At 33.0% G+C, this 21815-nt stretch carries 16 protein-coding genes and 1 other RNA gene; 11 read left to right on the plus strand and 6 right to left on the minus strand.

Features of this window, described 5'->3' with window-relative positions:
• Nucleotides 1-19 precede the first annotated feature (19 nt).
• The gene (locus tag RG22_RS00725) at nucleotides 20-1444 is read right to left on the minus strand and encodes an ATP-dependent DNA helicase (protein ID WP_034039954.1); all 1425 of its coding nucleotides are present in this window, start codon (nucleotides 1442-1444) and stop codon (nucleotides 20-22) included.
• Between the two features lie 126 nt (nucleotides 1445-1570).
• On the opposite strand from RG22_RS00725, the gene RG22_RS00730 reads away from it, so the two are divergent.
• The 6 genes from RG22_RS00730 (at nucleotide 1571) to RG22_RS00755 (ending at nucleotide 5694) form a co-directional block, all read left to right on the plus strand.
• The gene (locus tag RG22_RS00730; protein WP_244462159.1) at nucleotides 1571-2308 is read left to right on the plus strand and encodes a hypothetical protein; all 738 of its coding nucleotides are present in this window, start codon (nucleotides 1571-1573) and stop codon (nucleotides 2306-2308) included.
• Nucleotides 2292-3113 (plus strand): DUF3822 family protein, encoded by an 822-nt coding sequence (locus RG22_RS00735; protein WP_034039956.1) that lies wholly within the window; start codon nucleotides 2292-2294, stop codon nucleotides 3111-3113. The genes RG22_RS00730 and RG22_RS00735 overlap by 17 nt, the downstream gene beginning before the upstream one ends.
• Nucleotides 3113-3652, plus strand: a complete 540-nt coding sequence (gene rsmD, locus RG22_RS00740) for a 16S rRNA (guanine(966)-N(2))-methyltransferase RsmD (RefSeq protein WP_034039958.1) — start codon at nucleotides 3113-3115, stop codon at nucleotides 3650-3652. The genes RG22_RS00735 and rsmD overlap by 1 nt, the downstream gene beginning before the upstream one ends.
• A 166-nt stretch (nucleotides 3653-3818) precedes the next feature.
• Nucleotides 3819-4331 carry a nuclear transport factor 2 family protein gene (locus RG22_RS00745; protein ID WP_052143577.1) on the plus strand — a complete coding sequence of 171 codons (513 nt, stop codon included), beginning with the start codon at nucleotides 3819-3821 and terminating at the stop codon, nucleotides 4329-4331.
• 23 nt (nucleotides 4332-4354) lie between these two features.
• Nucleotides 4355-4879 (plus strand): nuclear transport factor 2 family protein, encoded by a 525-nt coding sequence (locus tag RG22_RS00750; RefSeq protein ID WP_034039960.1) that lies wholly within the window; start codon nucleotides 4355-4357, stop codon nucleotides 4877-4879.
• A 62-nt stretch (nucleotides 4880-4941) separates the two neighbouring features.
• Entirely contained in the window at nucleotides 4942-5694 is a 753-nt protein-coding gene (locus RG22_RS00755) for a hypothetical protein (RefSeq protein ID WP_034039962.1), read from the plus strand.
• A 60-nt stretch (nucleotides 5695-5754) separates the two neighbouring features.
• On the opposite strand, the gene rnpB is transcribed toward RG22_RS00755, so the two are convergent.
• Nucleotides 5755-6089: RNase P RNA component class A (gene rnpB / locus RG22_RS17445), an RNA gene on the minus strand.
• A 152-nt stretch (nucleotides 6090-6241) separates the two neighbouring features.
• On the opposite strand from rnpB, the gene dnaX reads away from it, so the two are divergent.
• The 3 genes from dnaX to RG22_RS00770 are packed head-to-tail and all read left to right on the plus strand — an operon-like array spanning nucleotide 6242 to nucleotide 9139.
• Entirely contained in the window at nucleotides 6242-7975 is a 1734-nt protein-coding gene (gene dnaX / locus RG22_RS00760) for a DNA polymerase III subunit gamma/tau (RefSeq protein WP_034039964.1), read from the plus strand.
• A 10-nt stretch (nucleotides 7976-7985) separates the two neighbouring features.
• Nucleotides 7986-8555 carry a DUF4738 domain-containing protein gene (locus RG22_RS00765; RefSeq protein ID WP_034039965.1) on the plus strand — a complete coding sequence of 190 codons (570 nt, stop codon included), beginning with the start codon at nucleotides 7986-7988 and terminating at the stop codon, nucleotides 8553-8555.
• 2 nt (nucleotides 8556-8557) lie between these two features.
• Entirely contained in the window at nucleotides 8558-9139 is a 582-nt protein-coding gene (locus tag RG22_RS00770) for a MiaE family protein (RefSeq protein ID WP_034039966.1), read from the plus strand.
• Here RG22_RS00770 and RG22_RS00775 read toward each other — a convergent pair.
• The 4 genes from RG22_RS00775 to RG22_RS00790 form a co-directional block, all read right to left on the minus strand.
• On the minus strand, nucleotides 9136-9726 hold the full coding sequence (locus tag RG22_RS00775; RefSeq protein ID WP_034039967.1) for a porin family protein: 591 nt from the start codon (nucleotides 9724-9726) through the stop codon (nucleotides 9136-9138). The two genes, RG22_RS00770 and RG22_RS00775, sit on opposite strands and share 4 nt — an antisense overlap.
• A 107-nt stretch (nucleotides 9727-9833) precedes the next feature.
• Complete coding sequence (locus tag RG22_RS00780; protein WP_034039968.1) at nucleotides 9834-10739, minus strand: Ppx/GppA phosphatase family protein; 906 nt, start codon at nucleotides 10737-10739, stop codon at nucleotides 9834-9836.
• A 1-nt stretch (nucleotide 10740) separates the two neighbouring features.
• Nucleotides 10741-12804: a polyphosphate kinase 1 gene (gene ppk1 / locus RG22_RS00785; RefSeq protein ID WP_034039969.1), complete on the minus strand. Its 2064-nt coding sequence runs from the start codon at nucleotides 12802-12804 to the stop codon at nucleotides 10741-10743.
• A gap of 81 nt (nucleotides 12805-12885) precedes the next feature.
• The gene (locus RG22_RS00790; RefSeq protein ID WP_034039970.1) at nucleotides 12886-13371 is read right to left on the minus strand and encodes a SixA phosphatase family protein; all 486 of its coding nucleotides are present in this window, start codon (nucleotides 13369-13371) and stop codon (nucleotides 12886-12888) included.
• Nucleotides 13372-13845: 474 nt separating this feature from the next.
• On the opposite strand from RG22_RS00790, the gene RG22_RS00795 reads away from it, so the two are divergent.
• Together RG22_RS00795 and RG22_RS17800 are read left to right on the plus strand one after the other, a co-directional pair.
• Complete coding sequence (locus RG22_RS00795) at nucleotides 13846-14367, plus strand: hypothetical protein (protein ID WP_156113335.1); 522 nt, start codon at nucleotides 13846-13848, stop codon at nucleotides 14365-14367.
• Nucleotides 14368-14399: 32 nt separating this feature from the next.
• A complete protein-coding gene (locus RG22_RS17800; RefSeq protein ID WP_034039973.1) occupies nucleotides 14400-21809 on the plus strand; it encodes an HYR domain-containing protein in 7410 nt (2469 codons plus the stop codon).
• Nucleotides 21810-21815 lie beyond the last annotated feature (6 nt).

The raw sequence follows: 21815 nt of genomic DNA on the forward strand, positions 1-21815 counted from the left end.
TTCTAAATTTAATCAAAAACTATTCCTCAAAAAAATCATCTTTAAAGCCTATAAGATAAAGTTTTTCCTTGGCTCTTGTAACAGCAGTATATAGCCAGCGTAAATAGTCTTTATCTATTCCATTTGGCAAATAGGGTTGCTCTACAAAAACGGTGTTCCATTGTCCTCCTTGAGATTTATGGCAAGTAATAGCGTACGAGAACTTAACCTGCAATGCATTAAAATGTTTATTACCTTTTATTTTTAAGAATTTTTTGTAATTACTAGTTTCCTTTTCATAATCTTTTTGAATTTCTTGATACAACTTATTAGATTCTTCATAAGGTAGCGACGGTGTTTCAGCATCAATAGTATCTAGCAACAAAACAGTTTCAAAAGGTCTCATTTTTGGGTAATCAACCATACGTATTTTAACTTCCGCGAAGCGAAAACCATATAATTCTTTAATTGAAAAAATTTCTAAAACTTCAATAATATCGCCATTAGCTATAAAACCAGCTTCGGTTGTGGGCTTAATCCAAAAATAATTATTCTTCACCACCATTAAGTAATCACCAGCCGTTAACTCGTGATCGTTAAATAAAATTCTGCTGCGTATTTGCTGATTATATTGGTTAGCTCGCTTGTTACTGCGAACAATAATTGCGGTTTCTTCGTTTCCTAAACTGCTGTAAGCATCGTTAATGGCGTCCATTATTTCGTAACCATCAACAAGTCTTACAATATCTTTAAATCCGTTTAAATCGAATTTAAATGCGTCATAAAAATCATTTGATAAAGCTTCACGCAAAACCGTAGCATTTTCTAAAATACCAGAGTCGCTTTCTTGTCTCATCACTTCATCAAGCTCCATTTTTGTGACTTCTTTGTTATAATTTAAAGCCAATTTATTTTCATCTAAAGCAGGGCTTAAATCAAGTTTTACAGGTGGTAACTGTGCGGTATCACCAATTAAAAGTAATTTGCATTGATAACCAGAATACACATATTGCATTAAATCGTCTAATAACGAGCCGTTTTCAAATAATTTAGATTCTCCTGGGGTATCAGGAATCATAGAAGCTTCGTCAACAATAAAAATGGTGTTTTTGTGCTTATTGGGCTGCAAAATAAATTTTACACCGCCGCCTTTATCTTTTTTAGGAAAATATATTTTTTTATGAATAGTAAACGCTTCTTTGCTTGAGTAATTTGAAATAACTTTAGCAGCTCTACCGGTTGGAGCCATTAAAACAGCACTTTTTTTTGCTTTCCATAAATTGGTAACAATACAACCTACAATAGTAGTTTTACCAGTACCAGCATAGCCTTTTAGTAAATACAGCGCATTTGGAGTTTTGCTAAATATAAATTCTGAAAGCTGTTGCAGAACAATATTTTGTTTTAACGTGGGTTGAAACGGAAATTGTTGTTTTATTAGGGTGTAAAATTCGGATGATGTCATTAAAACAATAATATTTTATAAATTATTCAAATATAGAAATGATTTTTACGCACTTTGGTTTTTACGATTAAAAAAAAATTGTAGATTTGCGAAAGACCATTAATAAATTTATCTAATAAATAACGTATCATGAAATTAATTCTCGTTGCAATTGCTGTAATTATTGTTACAATTGGCTTAGTTAAGTTAGTTGACAAATTTATTCCTACAAAATTCAAACCTCTTTTGCAACTTGCTTTATGGGTAGCTATTGCTTTTTTAGGGTATAATACATTCCAATCTGTATATGCGCCCATTCAATTTAATAAATTAAAAAACAAACGCTACGCTAAAGTAATTGAAAGTTTAAATGATATTAGAGATGCACAATTAGCACACAGGAAAATAACTGGTAAGTTTTCCAACAACTTTGATAATTTAGTTAAGTTTGTTGATACTGCTCAATATACTATTACACAGCGTAGAGATACTAGTGTTATAGACCCTGTATTAACTAAACAATTTGGAGTTGATATGTATGAAGATAAAGTTTTAATCGATACTTTAGGGTTTGTGCCAGTAAAAGATTCGTTATTTAAAAACTCCGACCGCTATAAAACTATGATGAATGTACCAGTTGGAAAAGAAGGCTCTAAATTTGAACTTAAAGCCGGTTTTTTAGAACAAAACAATACCAAAATACCGGTTTTTGAAGCACTAGTAAAAAAATCAGTTATTTTATTTGATCAAGATAAAGACCTCCTTTCTCAAGAAAATCAAGTAGTATCTGTTGATGGCGTTAATGGAGATGCGTTAAAAGTAGGTTCTATGGACGAAGTAAATACCGCAGGAAACTGGCCAAAAACATATGGCGCAAACGAATAAAGACTATAATAAACTAACTAATCTAGAATTGTCCATTCAAATAAGTTTGAGTGGACTTTCTTTTTGTATACTACAAAGTGATACAAAAACTATCACAACATTAAAGCATGTTGGTTTTGAAAAAAAGCTAAATCCGTTTGAGGTTCTAGATAAGCTTATTCATTTATTTAATACAGAGTCCGTTTTACAAGCTTCATTTAGTAATGTTAATATAATTTATACTAACGAGCTTTCTACATTAGTACCAAAACCTTTATTTAAAGAAGACTGTTTAGCAGATTATTTAAAGTTTAATTCTAAGATACTTAAATCTGATTTCATAGCTTTCGATACTATTGAATCAAACGACAGTGTTAACGTTTATGTGCCATACGTAAATATTAATAATTTTATTTATGAAAAATTCGGAAACTTTACTTATAAACATTTTTCTACTATTTTAATTGAGCGTATTTTATTTATTGAAAAAAATGTGGACGACACTAGGGTTTATGTAAATGTAAATACAAATCATTTTGAAATAATTATTGTAGAAAAAGGAAGACTCATCTTTTACAATACTTTTGAATACACTACAAAAGAAGATTTTATATATTATATACTCTTTACTGCCGAACAATTAAAACTAAATCCAGAAACGCTCAATTTAATTCTTATTGGCGACGTTATTAAAGATGATGAATTTTATAAAATAACTTATAAATATATAAGGCACATTAGTTTTGGCAATCGTTTTGATAATTACAACTATTTAGAACAACCAAAAACCAACTATTCAAATTTCACTTTAATACATAGCTTCTAATGCGTATTATATCAGGAACACATAAAAGCAGAAAAATTATAACGCCAAAAAACTTACCAGTGCGCCCAACAACTGATATGGCAAAAGAGTCGTTGTTCAATATCTTAAATAATAATTTTTATTTTAGTGATATTTCAGTACTCGATTTGTTTGCAGGTACGGGTAATATAAGTTACGAGTTTGCCTCTAGAGGCACAGAACAAATTACAAGTGTCGATCAAGATTTTGGCTGCATTAAGTTTATAAATAAAACAGCAGAAGCTTTTAAAATGCCAATTAACACTATTAAAAGTGATGTGTTTAAGTTTTTAGAAAAAACAACTCTACAGGCCAATATCATTTTTGCAGATCCGCCTTATTCATTTTCTGAAGAACTGTTTACAAAAATTCCAGAATTAATCTTTCAAAATAATTTATTATTAGAAGAAGGTTTATTAATTGTTGAGCATTCTAAACATACAGATTTATCTAATCTTATCCATTTTAGCTATTCAAAAAGTTATGGTGCTAATATGTTTAGCTTTTTTGAAGTAAATTAATTTTTTAACATTTTGTTTATAATTCCTTTTTTTTCAGTACATTAGTAATCTCCTTAAGAGTCCCAGACTCTATTAATACCTTACTCTCAACAAAAAAGCAATACACTTTCTTGTATACTTATTTTGTGGTTAGAATTTAATACTAACATTTTAAACCACTAACCAAATGAAAAAACTTTTTTTATTAGGACTTGTAATTACGTTATTTATTGCTTGTCAAAATCAACCACAACGTTATTTTGCTGAATCTCCTGAAATTGAAACATTAAAAGCAGGAATAAACGCTTATGAAACAGGAGATTGGAGTAAATGGAAAAGTCATTTTGCAGATACCGCCAAAATATTTGTTAATTCAACCAAACCAATAACAGTTGAAAAGAGATTAGAAGGCTTAAAAGGCATGACAGGTTCTATGTCGTCTTATGGTTTTAATCATGACAAAGAATATGTTGAAATGGTTTTAGACAAAGAAGACGAAACTTGGGTCTATTATTGGGCAGCACACAAAGCAACCTTTTCAGCTACTAACAAAGAATTACTTATGCCAGTACATTTAGCTGTTCAATTTGTTAATGGAAAAATTGTTGAAGAACATATTTATTTTGATGGCACCTCTATGAATGCAGAATTTGAAGCATTAACAAATTCAGAAACTGAAATAGAAACACCAGAAGAATAATATTCATTAAAACTTTAAACAAAATGAAAAAACTACTCCTATTTGGGTTTATTTTCTCCCTTCTTTTAGCGTGTAACAGAGAACCTGAACGTTATTTCTCTGAATCTCCAGAAATAGAATCCTTAAAATTAAGAATAAAAGCTTATGAAGCACAAGATTGGGATTCTTGGAAAACCCAATTTGTAGATACCGCAAAAGTGTTTCATAATAAAAACATAGGAATTTCTTATTTAGAAAGCATGAAAAATCATCAAGACATGATTGCTAACTTCTCATCTTATGGCTTTTCAGACGAAAAAACGGTATTAGAAATGGTAATTGATAAAGACGGTAAAAAATGGGTTAATTATTGGTCCGTTTGGAGTGGGAAACTAAAAGCAAATGGTAAAGAGTTAGTAATTCCTGTGCATTTAACCTCTCAATTTGTGGATGGTAAAGTAGTAAAAGAGTATGGCTATTACGATACCGCTTCTATTACCGCTGCATTTATCGAAATTGAAGCCGGTGAGATGGAAAAAAAAGCAGCAGAAGAATCATTAAAACAGTAATAGCTACTTAATGTACTAAACTAACAGCAATAACAATAACTAACCAACTAAAATATCTAAATATGAAAACAATCAAATCAACTTTTTTATTGGCATTAATTTTATGCCTTTCAATTAATTTATTAAATGCTCAACAAGCCTATCAAATTCATCAAGATAATGTTAAGCCTTCTAAATTCATGGAGTATGAAAAAATTGCTAAAGAGTTTAATGCAGCATGCGTAGAGCACAACCTACAATCTACTTGGTTTACGGCAATGAGTAACGATTTTAAATACTTTTACATTACGCCAATTGAAAACTTTGCAGAATTAGACGAACGTCCGTTTGCAGATATGGCAAAAGCTATGGGAGACAAATTTGGCGATATGTTTGATCGCTTCGATAAATGCTATGACTCACATGGAACGTATGTTATTTTTAAAGACGATAAGTTATCCTATGAGCCAGCCAAAGATGCTAAGCCCGCAGAAGCTCAAAATTATAGAAAATGGTTTTACATGTATTATAAACCAGAAAATGCTAAAAAAATACGAGAGGGTATGAAAGCAGTGAAGGAGTTTTTTAAAAGCAAAGGCTCAACAGAATATTATAATGTATACCGCAACGGATTTGGACAATTAGAAAATTACTATTTAGTATCTGTTCCTGCAAAAGATGAAATAGATTCAGCCACAAGAGGAAAAGCCAATCAAGACGTTTTGGGTCCAGACAGATGGGATGTTTTTAGCAAAGTAATGAATTATACAACAAGAACAGAAGAATATTCAGGTGAAATGCGCCCAGATTTATCGTATTCGCCTAAAGAAAATTAATTTTTCACCAACCATTTTTTAACAATAAACCCTTCTTAGCAATTAAGAAGGGTTTAATTATATCTAAGTAAATCTATAAGCCGAATTCTGTACTTTTCCTTTTAGAAAAAGAATTCCTAAAAATAAAGAGCCCTTATCATTTATCTGAATGTATAGTTACCCATACACTTTAGCTGCCTACCCTCCAGCAATCGAGCGTGCAGCCCTCAAGCACTGGTTTACATGACATTGCACCACATAGAGTTTACCTGGTTTCACTACAGCATGACCTGTACATACTTTCTGTTGCACTTTTCCTAGCCTCACGACTGGTGGTTGTTAACCACTATGTTGCACTATGGTGTTCGGACTTTCCTCCACTTATTTACATAAGCAGCGATAAGGCGATTTACTTGAGCACAAAATTACAATAAACAAATACCAAAATCTAAATATATTTAAAGTACATGTATTTTACTGCTTGAGTTGTTAATAACTCCTATTAAATTCTAAGTTCAAAATTCTGAATTCTGAATTGAATTTTTAACTTTGTTATTTAATATATTTCATGGAACACTTTGTAGTATCGGCTCGTAAATACAGACCCCAAACGTTTAAAGACGTAGTTGGGCAACAGGCTATTACAAATACCTTATTAAATGCTATTGAAAACAATCATTTAGCTCAAGCCCTTTTGTTTACAGGACCTCGTGGTGTTGGTAAAACAACATGTGCACGTATTTTAGCGAAAATGATTAATAGTGATGGTTCTGAAACTGGTGATGAAGATTTTGCCTTTAATATTTTTGAATTGGATGCAGCATCAAATAATTCCGTTGATGATATTAGAAGTTTAACCGATCAAGTTCGTATTCCTCCACAAGTTGGTAAGTACAAAGTGTATATTATTGATGAGGTACACATGCTATCTCAAGCTGCTTTTAATGCGTTTCTTAAAACTTTAGAGGAGCCACCAAAACATTGTATTTTTATTTTAGCAACTACCGAAAAACATAAAATAATTCCAACTATTTTATCACGTTGTCAAATTTTTGATTTTAAACGCATAACTGTTAAAGACGCTAAAGGCTATTTAAAATATATTGCCGATGAGCAAGGTGTAAAAGCTGAGGATGATGCGCTACATATCATAGCTCAAAAGGCAGATGGTGCAATGCGAGATGCTTTGTCTATTTTTGACAGAGTAGTTAGTTTTTCTGGTAAAAACCTAACACGACAAGCCGTTACAGAAAATTTGAATGTACTTGATTACGAGACCTATTTTACAAGCACAGATCTTATTTTAGAAAATAAAATTCCTGAATTATTGCTTCAATTTAACAATACACTTTCAAAAGGATTTGACGGACATCATTATATTGCTGGATTAGCGTCTCATTTTAGAGACTTACTAGTTAGTAAAACTCCAGAAACTATTGAATTGCTTGAAGTTGGAGAGCAAACCAAAAACAAATATTTAGAGCAATCTAAAAAAGCCTCGCAAGAATTTTTAATGCAAGGTATTAATCTCGCGAACGATTGCGATCTCAAATACAAAACTAGCAAAAACCAACGCTTACTTGTTGAGTTATGTTTAATGCAGCTTGCCTCTATCACTTTTGATGGAGAAAAAAAAAATAGCAAACATTACATAATTCCACCTTCTTATTTTAAAAGGAAGGGCATCACTCCTATTCCTGTAACTATACCACATAAGACTACTAAAAATAAGGCTTTAGAAGTTGATGAATTGGAAATCACTTCTAGGAAAGACTACGTTCCTGCAGCTGTGGCTAACTTACAAGTGAAAGAACCACCAAAAATTGTTTTAAAGCAAGACAGCAAACGTACATCGGGACTATCGTTAAGCAGTATAAAAGCAAAAAAAGAACATCAAATACGGCAGATGGATGTTGTAATAGATGAAGAAAATTTACCAAAAGATCCTTTTACAGAAAAGCAATTAGTAGATACTTGGAATGCATATGTTAAAAAAATTGAAGATAAAGGGCAATATAATCTAGCTTCAATTTTATCGATTGATATTCCAAAATTAAAAGAAACAACTATTCATTTAGAATTCCCTAATGAAACGAATAAGGTAGAAGTTGAACGTCAGCAATACGATTTATTAGGTTTTATTAGAAAAACTTTAAACAATTTTGATATTGGTTTATCAATAACTGTAAACGAAGTTTTAGAGAAAAAATACGCCTATACGAATATGGATAAATTTGAAAAATTAAAGGCTAAAAACCCTAATATTGAAACTTTAAGAAAAACTTTTGGTTTAGATATTTAATTATTTGTTTATGAAAAAGTTATGCGTTTTAATTTTTATTATAATTATTACTTTAGTTAGCTGTGATGGACGTGATAGAAAGTACAAAACAAATGCCGAAGTTTTAAAAGAAAACAAACTGTTTGATTCTTTTTCTGAGGAAATAAAATACATTCCCGCACAGCGTACCGAAGTTTTAACAGATACCATTTTAAGTACAGGTTTTCAAGTTAAAATACAATATTATGCACTTGATAATGATTATTCATCTAAAACTGTAAAGCCTTCAAACAAAATAAATAAAATACTTCATTTTAAAAACTTTGAAGCTCATTTTCAAATTTCAAAAAACAAAAAATTAGTAACTCAAAATATTATCAACAAAGAGCTATTCAAAAAATTTGGTTCTCCAGCTTTTTGGGAACAAGCCATTATGCAGTATGTTTGGATAGATTATGAAAATTCAACTGAAGATTTTATAGTTTTAAATACTTCATTTAACATTCCAGAAACCGAAATTTATAAAGATTTTAGTATTGCAATCAATGCCTTTGGAAACATCAAAATAAGTCAAATCAATCTTGTTGAAAACCTATTATAATTATGTTAGGATTAAAACTACCAACTGATCCGCGTTGGGTTAATATTGTAGAAAAAAATATTGAAGACATACTTACAGACCATGCATTTTGCGAGCAAAAGGCAACAAGTACTGCTATATCTTTAATTGTTAGTTTTCCTGAATATACAGAACTAGTTCAAGAAATGGTGGCTTTGGTAAAAGAAGAAATAAGCCATTTTAAAATGGTACACGACATCATTATCAAGCGCGGATGGACTTTAGGCAGAGACAGACGCGATGATTATGTGGTACAATTACTTAAGTTTTTCGCAAAAGGTGGTAGCAGAACTACACAATTGGTGCATCGTTTATTATATGCCGCTTTAATTGAAGCCAGAAGTTGTGAACGTTTTAGACTACTTTCTGAGGAATTACAAGATAAAGAATTAGCTGATTTTTACAGAAAATTAATGGTAAGTGAAGCTAATCATTATACCATGTTTTTAGGCTTTGCTAGACAGTACGGCAATAAAAAAGAAGTTGACACCAAATGGCAGCAACTTCTTGAATATGAGAGTGAAATTATGGCTAATCTCAGTAAAACCGAGACCATACACGGTTAAAATTTATAACCAATACCTATTTGAATATTTGTGTTTTTTGCTTCAACGTTTAAGTGGTCGTCAAATATATTTGAGAAACCGTAAGTGTATCTTAAATCTGCAAAAAGCATATGAGATAATTTGTATTCAATACCTCCAACTCCTGAATATGCAAAGTTTTTAACACCATCTTCGTATTTATGAACCTTAAGACCTACTTGTGGTCCAGCTCCTATATGGATTTTTTCACTAAGTCTAAATCTAAAAAAAATGGGAGCTTGAATATAATCTAAATGTAGTGCTTCTTCATTAGCACCTTCAGCAGAAAATTGAATTTCCGGCATTAAAGATACTGTATTTGATAAGCCAATATTAGCAAAAAAACCAACAAATATGCTGTTTCTATGCTTATTACTCATAGTTGGCGCAGCATCAAAGTCAAGATTAGAAATGTTATAACCACCTCTTACACCATACATTACACCTTTAAATGCAGAGCCTTTAGACTTTACTTTTGCCGAATCTATTGCTTTAGTGGAATTATCATCTTGAGAAAATCCGGAAAATGAAAAACCAAGCAATACTGTTATTAGTAATAATTTTTTCATAAGTTATTATTTAATAGGTTTGGGTTTAAAATAATAGCAATTTTATGTGGACGAATATATATTATAAAATTATAATACTCGTATTTTAAAAGATGAATGGCACAATTTTACTGTGTATTGCTAGAAACTGTTTCGTAATATATACTTTTTATAATACCATCGGCTAGACCAATTTTAGGAACATATATGTATTTTGAACCACTCCATTTCATTGCAGAAAGATAAATGCGCATAGCAGGAATAATTACGTCTGCCCTATCTTGATTTAACGAAAGTTCGGTGATACGCTCTTCATAAGAATAGCTTTGCAACATATTATAATAAGAGGTTAAATAGAAATAAGTAAGGGGTTTGCCTAATGCCTTCCCTGATATTTTGAAGATTTTATTAATATTTCCTCCAGAACCTAAAACATCTATTTTATCGTAAGGCTTTACAGTAGTAGTTATCCATTGTTGCAATTCTTCCCATGCTTCTTTTTTAACCATATCGTTAAGTAGCCTTACAGTTCCTATTTTAAATGATTTTGATGCTGTTTGTTTTCCTCTATGAATAATAGTAAACTCTGTACTACCTCCACCAACATCTACATATAAATACGTTTTATTATCGTCAATAAACTTATTCAAATCTGTAGCTGCAATAATAGCTGCTTCTTCTTCTCCCTCTATAACATCTATACTAATGCCTGAATTTTCTAATACTAAATCGACTATTTTTTTACCATTTGTAGACTCACGCATTGCCGATGTTGCACAGGCTTTATATTTTACTACTTTATGAGATTTCATTAAAAGCTTAAAAGCAAGCATGGTATCTAAAATACGTTGTGTATTCTCTTTCGATATTTTTTGTTTAATAAACACATCAGCACCCAAACGAATAGGAACACGAACTAATGAATTTTTTTTGAATTGAACGGGCTTACCTTTCTCTTCGATAATATTTGAAATTAGTAATCTTACAGCATTTGAACCTATATCTATAGCTGCGTATTTTTTTATTGAAAGCATACTAGTTTTCTAACTTGTTTTGATAATAATTGTAAATAGCAATTTGAGATCTTACTTTTGGTTTATCATTAATTCTATATTCATTTTCTTGTGATGTGTTTAATAACCTAGCTTTTACATTATCGCTCCAACAAATGGCATAGGTGTCAATAATTTCTTGTTTTAATCCTTCGTTATAAATTGGGCAACTTACCTCTACTCTATTATCTATATTTCTCGTCATCCAATCAGCTGATGATATATATACTTTAGAATCCTTGTCTTCACCAAATATATAAAGTCTAGAGTGTTCTAAAAATTTATCAACAACGCTTATAACTTCAATATTATCACTCATACCTTTAACACCAGGAATTAAGCAACAAATCCCTCTTACTATCATTTGAATTTTAACACCTACCCTACTAGCTTCGTACAATTTATCAATCATTGCATAACTAGAAATACTATTCATTTTTAATCTAATTCTACCAGCTTTTCCATTTTTAACCTTCTCAATTTCTGCATCAATTAATTTAGATAAAGCTTTTTGAGTATAGTGTGGTGAAGTAATTAAATGCTTATACCTGAATATTTTATAATTAGTTTGAAAGAAGTTAAAAATTTTATTGACATCTTTTAAAACACTCTGATCTGAGGTAAAAAGCGTATAATCTGTATATATTTTTGCTGTAGATTCGTTAAAGTTCCCTGTACTTATAAAACCGTAACGTTTTATTTTACTGTTCTCTTCTCTTTCAATAACGCACATTTTACTATGTACTTTTAACCCTTGAACGCCAAAAATTAAATTCACACCTTCATCTTCCATTTGTTGCGCATAATTTATATTGGCTTGTTCATCAAAACGTGCTTGGAGTTCTATTGAAACTGTTACTGTTTTTCCATTAATTGCTGCATTTATTAGCGAACTTGCAACATGAGAAATCTCTGCTAATCGATAAATAGTAATTTTAATGGTTTTTACTTTAGGGTCTAGTGCTGCTTCTCTTAAAAACTTAACGATATAAGAAAATGTATGATAAGGAGCGTAAAGCAAATATTCTTTAGTTGCAATAGCTTCAAAGATACTGGACTCAAAGCTAAGTCCTTTAATGCGTAAAGGTTCTATTTTATCATAAAGAAGATCTGTTCTTCCCAAACTAGGAAAACTCATATAATCTCGTCTGTTGTGATAACGCCCACCAGGAATGATACTATCTGTATCGTCAATTTCCATTTTAGACATTAAATACTCTAAGGTATCACTATCAATAGTCTTATCATACACAAATCTTACAGGCTCACCTACTTGTCTGTGCTTTACACTATCTGATATTTTATCTATAAAACTTTTACTTAAATCACTTTCAAAATCTAATTCGGCATCACGAGAAATTTTAATCATGTGAGCCGATATACTCTTATAATCGAAAATATTGAATATATCGCTTAAACAATGACGTAATAAATCATCAATAAGAATAATAAAACTTTTATCTCCTTGCTTTGGTAATTCAACAAAACGATTTATTGATTTTGGTATTTCTAATAAAGCAAATTGTTTTTCATTATTAGCCATTATCATTCGTACCGCTAAATAAGCTCCAGTGTCTTTTAAATTTGGTAGCTGCACTAAATCGTTTAAAATAATTGTTACTAGTGCAGGACTTACACTTTGTACAAAATATTTTTTTATAAAATCATGCTGGGTATTATCAATTTGGGTTTCGTTTATTATGTAAATATTTTCTTCTTCTAACTTGTATTTAATACTATCTAAAATACCCAAGCTTTCGCTTTGTTGCTTAATTACAATCTGAGTTATGATTTCTAATAACTCTTTTGCTTTAATGCCTCCAAGCTCATTTTTACCTCCTTTTCCTGCTTCTACAATTCTTTTAACGGTAGCATATCTTACTTTAAAGAATTCATCTAAATTATTAGAGAAAATACCTAAAAAGCGTAAACGTTCAATTAATGGCACTGTTTTATCTGTGGCTTCTTGTAAAACTCTTGCATTAAACTGCAACCAACTTATTTCTCTATTAATGTATACATTATTATGTTTTTCAGCTTTAGTCATATTTTTATTTAAGCAAATATTATAACAAATATATTCTATTTATACTTAATAATTTATCTAGGAATCATCTATTACAACGTGTTATTTTAAATCTTTTGGAAATAATGTATATACCGTTTTTCCTTTATTTAAATCCGCCCAATTATCTATGTCGAATTCAATAATTACTACGCCACAGGTTGGTACATTTTCAATATATTTATCACCATAAGTGTTTACAAAATCTGTTATGGCATGATTATGCCCAAAAACCATTAACGTATTAATTGATACATCTACTTCTTTAATAGTTTTAATAAGATTCTGCCCTGAAAAATCATATAAATTATGGTTTAAATCCATTAAATATTTATCAATATTCAAGTTTAAAATAAATGCGTTTGCTGTAGTTTTTGCACGTACAGCATCACTAGATAGCACTTTATTAATTATTAAATCTCTGTTTTTTAAGTGATTAGACATCATCTCTACATCATTAACTCCTCTTTCGTTTAATGGTCTTTCATGGTCAATAACATTGTGTTTCCATGAAGATTTTGCATGCCGTACCAAAATTAGTTTTTTCATAAATATTCGATTAAATGCGTTTTTTATCGACTAAAAGTTGTTTTTCTCGATTAAAATCAATTTATTTGTTCTTTATTAGAATGGTAATGTAATTAAAAAAATAGAATGGAAAAAATTTATAAGCTAACCAGCAAATTTATAAGTAGTTATGTTTTAGCAGCAATCGATAAGTTGATTTATTAAATCGATAAAAAGATGATAGCTACCTTTTTATCGAATTTATAAGTGATTTAACACTTTTATTTGATAAAGCTGTAACATATACGTTGTTTTGCTTTACCTACTATAAAAAATTGAAAATTATGACCCCAAATCTAGTTTCTAGTTATAAAACAGCATTGATTTTCAATGTTTTCCCTCACAGTTTTTCCCTCAAAAACTTTAACTCTATTCTTTGTTTTTTAGTTATTTACAGTGACTAAAGCACTGAAATAGTGTCTAGTATATTATAGTATAGTTTTAAATTTAATAATTATGAAGAATAAATCAGCTTTAACATTTTACACTTTTATATTTGTGTGCTTTACATCTCTTATGTATACAGGACAAGTTTTAGGTCAAGACAATGATATTTTCGAACTTACAAATGATGATGAATTGTCTAAAGTAAAAGTGAAAAAATATAAAGAAGACAATAGAGGTAAATTTTATAACCTAGCTCAAAAACTACATACCACAACTTATATTAGTAATAATACTATAAATAAAGTGTATGGAGAAGGTGAAATAAAAAAAATAACTTTTGAGGATAGTAAATCGTTTAGCTTATTAAATAATAAAATTTACAATGCTGTAGAGTTAATTACTATAACATTAAATAATGTTAGTGATTTAAATAATACGTTAGATTTAACAACAAATAAAAACCTTAGTAGTCTTAAGTATGTATTTGTAAAATGTAACTTTAAATGCAAAAAACAGCAAATTAAGAAATTTGTTAAAGCTAAATCAAATTCTAAAATAAGAATTTTTTACAAAACTGAATCCCCATCATAACAAAGCATAAGGTCAATTTAAAAGATTACGACATGAGAAAACTATACACTAATAAATCTTTTGCAAATAACAATTCTATTAGATTGATGTTTTTTGCAGTTTTATTTCTAACATCCATCTTTAGTAGCTATAGTCAGGTTAGAGTTCCTTTTACTCCTAGAACTTCAAATGATACACCTACAAAAACTGTTTATAGTATTAAAGGTGATTTTTCTATGATTGGAAATACAAACCTCACATTAGTTAATTATGGAAATACAACTCCCAATAACAATGACATGGAATATGTTGATGTTGATGGGACTGCAGTTCCAGGAAACAATACTCTTAATTCATCTTCTGCTACGATAACATTTTCTACTGAAAATGGAGCAATTCCAGATTGCTCAAACATTATTTATGCAGGTCTTTATTGGACGGGTAGAGCAGATACCCTTATTGATGATAATGCAGATGGCGATAATGATCCAAATACTTTTCAAGTAACTAAAGGAGGAGTAACAAAAAACTTCGATAAACGTAAAGTATCTATAAAAGGCCCACTCTCAGCAAATTATACAGAAATTACTGCTGCGTCTTCGGGTATAGCTGCTGACCCAATAAACATTGCATATCCAACTAACACTAATCAACGTAATATGTATGCTGGTTATGCAGAGGTTACAGATTATGTTAAAACTAATGGAGTTGGTGAATACTTTGTTGCAGATATGGCCTTAAGAGAAGGAAATCCAGATGGCACGGGTTATTATGGTGGTTGGGGTATGGTAATAGTTTACGAAAACTCTAAAATGAATTGGAGAGATATTACTGTTTTTGATGGTCATGCTTATGTTACCAATGTAGTATCTAGTCATAATATTGATATCTCAGGATTTAATGCAGTACCTAGTGGAGATGTCAACGTTAAGCTTGGTTTAATGGCTGGTGAAGGCGATGTACAATATACTGGAGACTTTATTGAAATGGTAATACCAGACGGTGATGATGATACTACTGAACCAATTGATTTTTCAACATTAAACAATAATAGTTATCAACGACTATCACATAATAATAATACAACAGGAAACTTTTTTAATTCTACTATTGATACAGGAGGAAATCTTCGTAGTCCTAATTTACAGAATAATACAGGCTTAGATATTGTTATGTTCAATATAGATAACACTGGAAATGTTTTGATACCTAATAATAAAACCTATACTAGATTTAGATACGGATCAGTTCAAGATACTTACATTATTTTCAATTTAACTTTTTCTGTAAATGCATATGTTCCTGAACCAGAAGGCATATTAAATATAACTTCAGTTAACGGAAATACTCCTAATCCACCAGATATACTAGAACCTGGTCAATACTCAGAATATACCTTAGAAATAAAAAACACAGGTACTGAAGCTACAGATAATACTATAATTACTATACCTCTCCCAGATAGTGTAAATCCAAGTAATTTAAATATAATTACTAATACTTATCCTCCATTTTCAACAACAAATGTTCCAGTGTATACTACTGGTTCTGGGTTTGGTTCAAATGGTTCTATTGTTTGGGATTTAGGAACATTGCCTGTTCCAACAGATCCTAATACTGTATTAGCAGATATTAGTTTTAGATTGACAGTAACCACAGACTGTACTATGTTAACCGCTCCTTCTTTTAGCCCTGAAGTTTCATTAGATGGAACTATTGTTGGTACAGGAGCAATATCTAATGTTCCCTTTAGTTTTCCATTAATTCAAGGATACCAAACAACAGGTTTATGTACTGGAGAACCAATTCCTACACCAATTATAATTAGTATAGACTATTTAGATTATATAAATGAACCACCTACAGCCAGTAATCCAGCTCCTATTAATATAGAATGTGGTGACACTGTGCCTCCAGCAGATATATTAGTGGTAACTGACGAAGCTGATAATTCGGGTATTACTCCTATTGTGGCATTTGTTTCAGATGTTTCTGATGGTGGTGCAAATCCTGAAATCATTACCAGAACATATAGTGTGACTGATGATTGTGGAAATTCTATTAATGTGACACAAACAATCACTATAAGTGATACAACTATACCAACCATTACATGCCCTACTGATGTGGCTGTTAATGTTGATCCTGGAACTTGTGAAGCTTCTAGTGTTAACTTAGGAACGCCAACTACAGACGATAACTGCTCGGTAGATACCGTAACTAATGATGCACCAGCAACATTCCCATTAGGGGATACAACCGTAACTTGGACGGTAACTGATGATTCTGGTAACACCGCTACCTGTACACAAACAGTAACGGTAACTGATAATATTGACCCAACCATTACATGCCCTACTGATCTGGCTGTTAATGTTGATCCTGGAACTTGTGAAGCTTCTAGTGTTAACTTAGGAACGCCAACTACAGACGATAACTGTTCGGTAGATACCGTAACTAATGATGCGCCAGCAACATTCCCATTAGGGGATACAACCGTAACTTGGACGGTAACTGATGATTCTGGTAACACCGCTACCTGTACACAAACAGTAACGGTAACTGATGATATTGACCCAACCATTACATGCCCTACTGATGTGGCTGTTAATGTTGATCCTGGAACTTGTGAAGCTTCTAGTGTTAACTTAGGAACGCCAACTACAGACGATAACTGTTCGGTAGATACCGTAACTAATGATGCGCCAGCAACATTCCCATTAGGGGATACAACCGTAACTTGGACGGTAACTGATACTGCTGGTAACACCGCTACCTGTACACAAACAGTAACGGTAACTGATGATATTGACCCAACCATTACATGCCCTACTGATGTGGCTGTTAATGTTGATCCTGGAACTTGTGAAGCTTCTAGTGTTAACTTAGGAACGCCAACTACAGACGATAACTGTTCGGTAGATACCGTAACTAATGATGCGCCAGCAACATTCCCATTAGGGGATACAACCGTAACTTGGACGGTAACTGATACTGCTGGTAACACCGCTACCTGTACACAAACAGTAACGGTAACTGATGATATTGACCCGACCATTACATGCCCTACTGATGTATCAGTAAATGTAAATGCTGCATCTTGTGATTCTACTACTGTGGTTTTAGGGACTCCAACTACAGACGATAACTGTTCGGTAGATACCGTAACTAATGATGCACCAGCATCATATCCACTAGGTGATACTATTGTAACTTGGACGGTAACTGATGGTTCTGGTAATACGGCTACTTGTCAACAAACGGTAACAGTAGTTGATAATGAAGATCCATCTATCACATGTCCTGCTGATGTAGCAGTAACTGTGGATGCTGGTTTATGTACTGCAAGCGGAGTAGTATTAGGTACACCTACAACTTCTGATTGTGCTGTTTCAACTGTCAGCAACGATGCGCCAGCAACATTCCCACTAGGGGATACTATTGTAACTTGGACGGTAACTGATGATTCTGGTAACACCGCTACCTGTACACAAACAGTAACGGTAACTGATGATATTGACCCGACCATTACATGCCCTACTGATGTGGCTGTTAATGTTGATCCTGGAACTTGTGAAGCTTCTAGTGTTAACTTAGGAACGCCAACTACAGATGATAACTGTTCGGTAGATACCGTAACTAATGATGCGCCAGCAACATTCCCACTAGGGGATACAACCGTAACTTGGACGGTAACTGATACTGCTGGTAACACCGCTACCTGTACACAAACAGTAACGGTAACTGATAATATTGACCCGACCATTACATGCCCTACTGATGTATCAGTAAATGTAAATGCTGCATCTTGTGATTCTACTACTGTGGTTTTAGGGACTCCAACTACAGACGATAACTGTTCGGTAGATACCGTAACTAATGATGCACCAGCATCATATCCACTAGGTGATACTATTGTAACTTGGACGGTAACTGATGGTTCTGGTAATACGGCTACTTGTCAACAAACGGTAACAGTAGTTGATAATGAAGATCCATCTATCACATGTCCTGCTGATGTAGCAGTAACTGTGGATGCTGGTTTATGTACTGCAAGCGGAGTAGTATTAGGTACACCTACAACTTCTGATTGTGCTGTTTCAACTGTCAGCAACGATGCGCCAGCAACATTCCCACTAGGGGATACTATTGTAACTTGGACGGTAACTGATGATTCTGGTAACACCGCTACCTGTACACAAACAGTAACGGTAACTGATGATATTGACCCGACCATTACATGCCCTACTGATGTGGCTGTTAATGTTGATCCTGGAACTTGTGAAGTTTCTAGTGTTAACTTAGGAACGCCAACTACAGATGATAACTGTTCGGTAGATACCGTAACTAATGATGCGCCAGCAACATTCCCACTAGGGGATACTATTGTAACTTGGACGGTAACTGATGATTCTGGTAACACCGCTACCTGTACACAAACAGTAACGGTAACTGATGATATTGACCCAACCATTACATGCCCTACTGATCTGGCTGTTAATGTTGATCCTGGAACTTGTGAAGCTTCTAGTGTTAACTTAGGAACGCCAACTACAGACGATAACTGTTCGGTAGATACCGTAACTAATGATGCGCCAGCAACATTCCCATTAGGGGATACAACCGTAACTTGGACGGTAACTGATACTGCTGGTAACACCGCTACCTGTACACAAACAGTAACGGTAACTGATAATATTGACCCGACCATTACATGCCCTACTGATGTATCAGTAAATGTAAATGCTGCATCTTGTGATTCTACTACTGTGGTTTTAGGGACTCCAACTACAGACGATAACTGTTCGGTAGATACCGTAACTAATGATGCACCAGCATCATATCCACTAGGTGATACTATTGTAACTTGGACGGTAACTGATGGTTCTGGTAATACGGCTACTTGTCAACAAACGGTAACAGTAGTTGATAATGAAGATCCATCTATCACATGTCCTGCTGATGTAGCAGTAACTGTGGATGCTGGTTTATGTACTGCAAGCGGAGTAGTATTAGGTACACCTACAACTTCTGATTGTGCTGTTTCAACTGTCAGCAACGATGCGCCAGCAACATTCCCACTAGGGGATACTATTGTAACTTGGACGGTAACTGATGATTCTGGTAACACCGCTACCTGTACACAAACAGTAACGGTAACTGATGATATTGACCCGACCATTACATGCCCTACTGATGTGGCTGTTAATGTTGATCCTGGAACTTGTGAAGTTTCTAGTGTTAACTTAGGAACGCCAACTACAGATGATAACTGTTCGGTAGATACCGTAACTAATGATGCGCCAGCAACATTCCCACTAGGGGATACTATTGTAACTTGGACGGTAACTGATGATTCTGGTAACACCGCTACCTGTACACAAACAGTAACGGTAACTGATGATATTGACCCAACCATTACATGCCCTACTGATGTGGCTGTTAATGTTGATCCTGGAACTTGTGAAGCTTCTAGTGTTAACTTAGGAACGCCAACTACAGACGATAACTGTTCGGTAGATACCGTAACTAATGATGCGCCAGCAACATTCCCATTAGGGGATACTATTGTAACTTGGACGGTAACTGATGATTCTGGTAACACCGCTACCTGTACACAAACAGTAACGGTAACTGATGATATTGACCCAACCATTACATGCCCTACTGATGTGGCTGTTAATGTTGATCCTGGAACTTGTGAAGCTTCTAGTGTTAACTTAGGGACGCCAACTACAGACGATAACTGTTCGGTAGATACCGTAACTAATGATGCGCCAGCAACATTCCCATTAGGGGATACAACCGTAACTTGGACGGTAACTGATGATTCTGGTAACACCGCTACCTGCACACAAACAGTAACGGTAACTGATGATGCGGATCCAACCCTTACTTGTCCTATAGATGTGATTGTAAATGTTGATACTGGATTATGTACTGCTTCAAATGTTGATTTAGGGACTCCAAGTGCTTCAGATTGTACTTCAGTAACTATAGCAAACGATGCTCCAACAATATTCCCACAAGGAGATACAGTAGTAACATGGACTATTACTGATGAAGCTGGAAATAGTGTAACGTGCACACAAGTTGTAACAGTATTGGATAACATTAATCCAACTTTTGTTGAAACATTACCTGCTGATACAACTGTTGAATGTAGTGACATTCCAAATGCTGAAACTCTTACAGCTACTGATAATTGTGGTACTGCTGTTGTTACTTTTGGAGAAGAAAGAATAGATGGCTCATGTGTTTCAAACTACACATTAGTACGTACTTGGACAGCAACTGATGTCAGTGGACTTACAACCATTCATTCGCAAAACATAAACGTTCAAGATACAACCAGACCTAAATTTGAAGGCACATTGCCAGGAGACATAACTGTGGAATGCGATGCAGTTCCTAATGCTACTACATTAACAGCAACAGATAATTGTAGTAATGCTACTGTATCAGTAAGTGATGTAATTATAAACGGAAACTGTGCTAATAACTATGTAATTGAACGTACTTGGATAGCTACTGATGAATGTGGACTTATAGCTTCGCATACACAAACAATAACTGTTCAAGACACAACTGCTCCAGCACCAACAACAACTTTTGATGAAACATTAGATGTAAGTTGTGCTGATGTTCCTGATGCTCCAGAGTTAGAGTTTTCTGACAACTGTTCTGGTAACGCAGGCATAACTGTTGTTTTTGAAGAAACTAATTCTTTTGATGAGAATGTATTAGTAGATTATCAAATCATTAGAACTTGGACAGTAACTGATGAGTGTGCTAATCAAGAAGTATATACACAAACACTAAATGTATCTCTTGATGAAATAATCACAGATGTAATTGCACCAGACGCTTGTTACGATGATGGTATTATCGATTTATATACTACATTAGGCGATGTTAATACTAATGGTTCATGGGAATTACTTGAAGGTGACCCAACAGCAACACTTACAGATAACATCTTTAACCCTACAGTACTTGAGCTAAGTGAAGATTTTCTTCCAGGAAGTGATGGAATAGAATATAAATTTAGATATACGACTACTGAAGGCGGATGTATCAGTATTTATGAAGTAACAATGAACATACATGCCGATTGTGTTGTGTTACCTTGTGGTGAGAACGATATTACAATTTCGAAAGCAATAACACCAAACGGTGATGGCTTTAATGAAACCTTTGATATTGAAGGTATTGATTTATGTGGATTCACAGCTAACGTAAAAATATTTAACCGTTGGGGCGCTTTAGTTTACAGCTCAAATAATTATACATTAGGTAGTATTAAAACTTCTGGATCTCAAGGAGATTGGAATGGATCTTCTCCTAAATCATCTGTTGGAAACAACGGTAAATTACCTAACGGAACATATTATTATATCATTAACCTTGAAAATAGTGGATTGAAACCATTAACTGGTCCAATTTACGTAGGAACCAAATAAAACCTT

Origin of the sequence: Wocania ichthyoenteri Th78, from assembly GCF_000789235.1 — a bacterium.
Classification (GTDB): Bacteria; Bacteroidota; Bacteroidia; order Flavobacteriales; family Flavobacteriaceae; genus Wocania_A; species Wocania_A ichthyoenteri.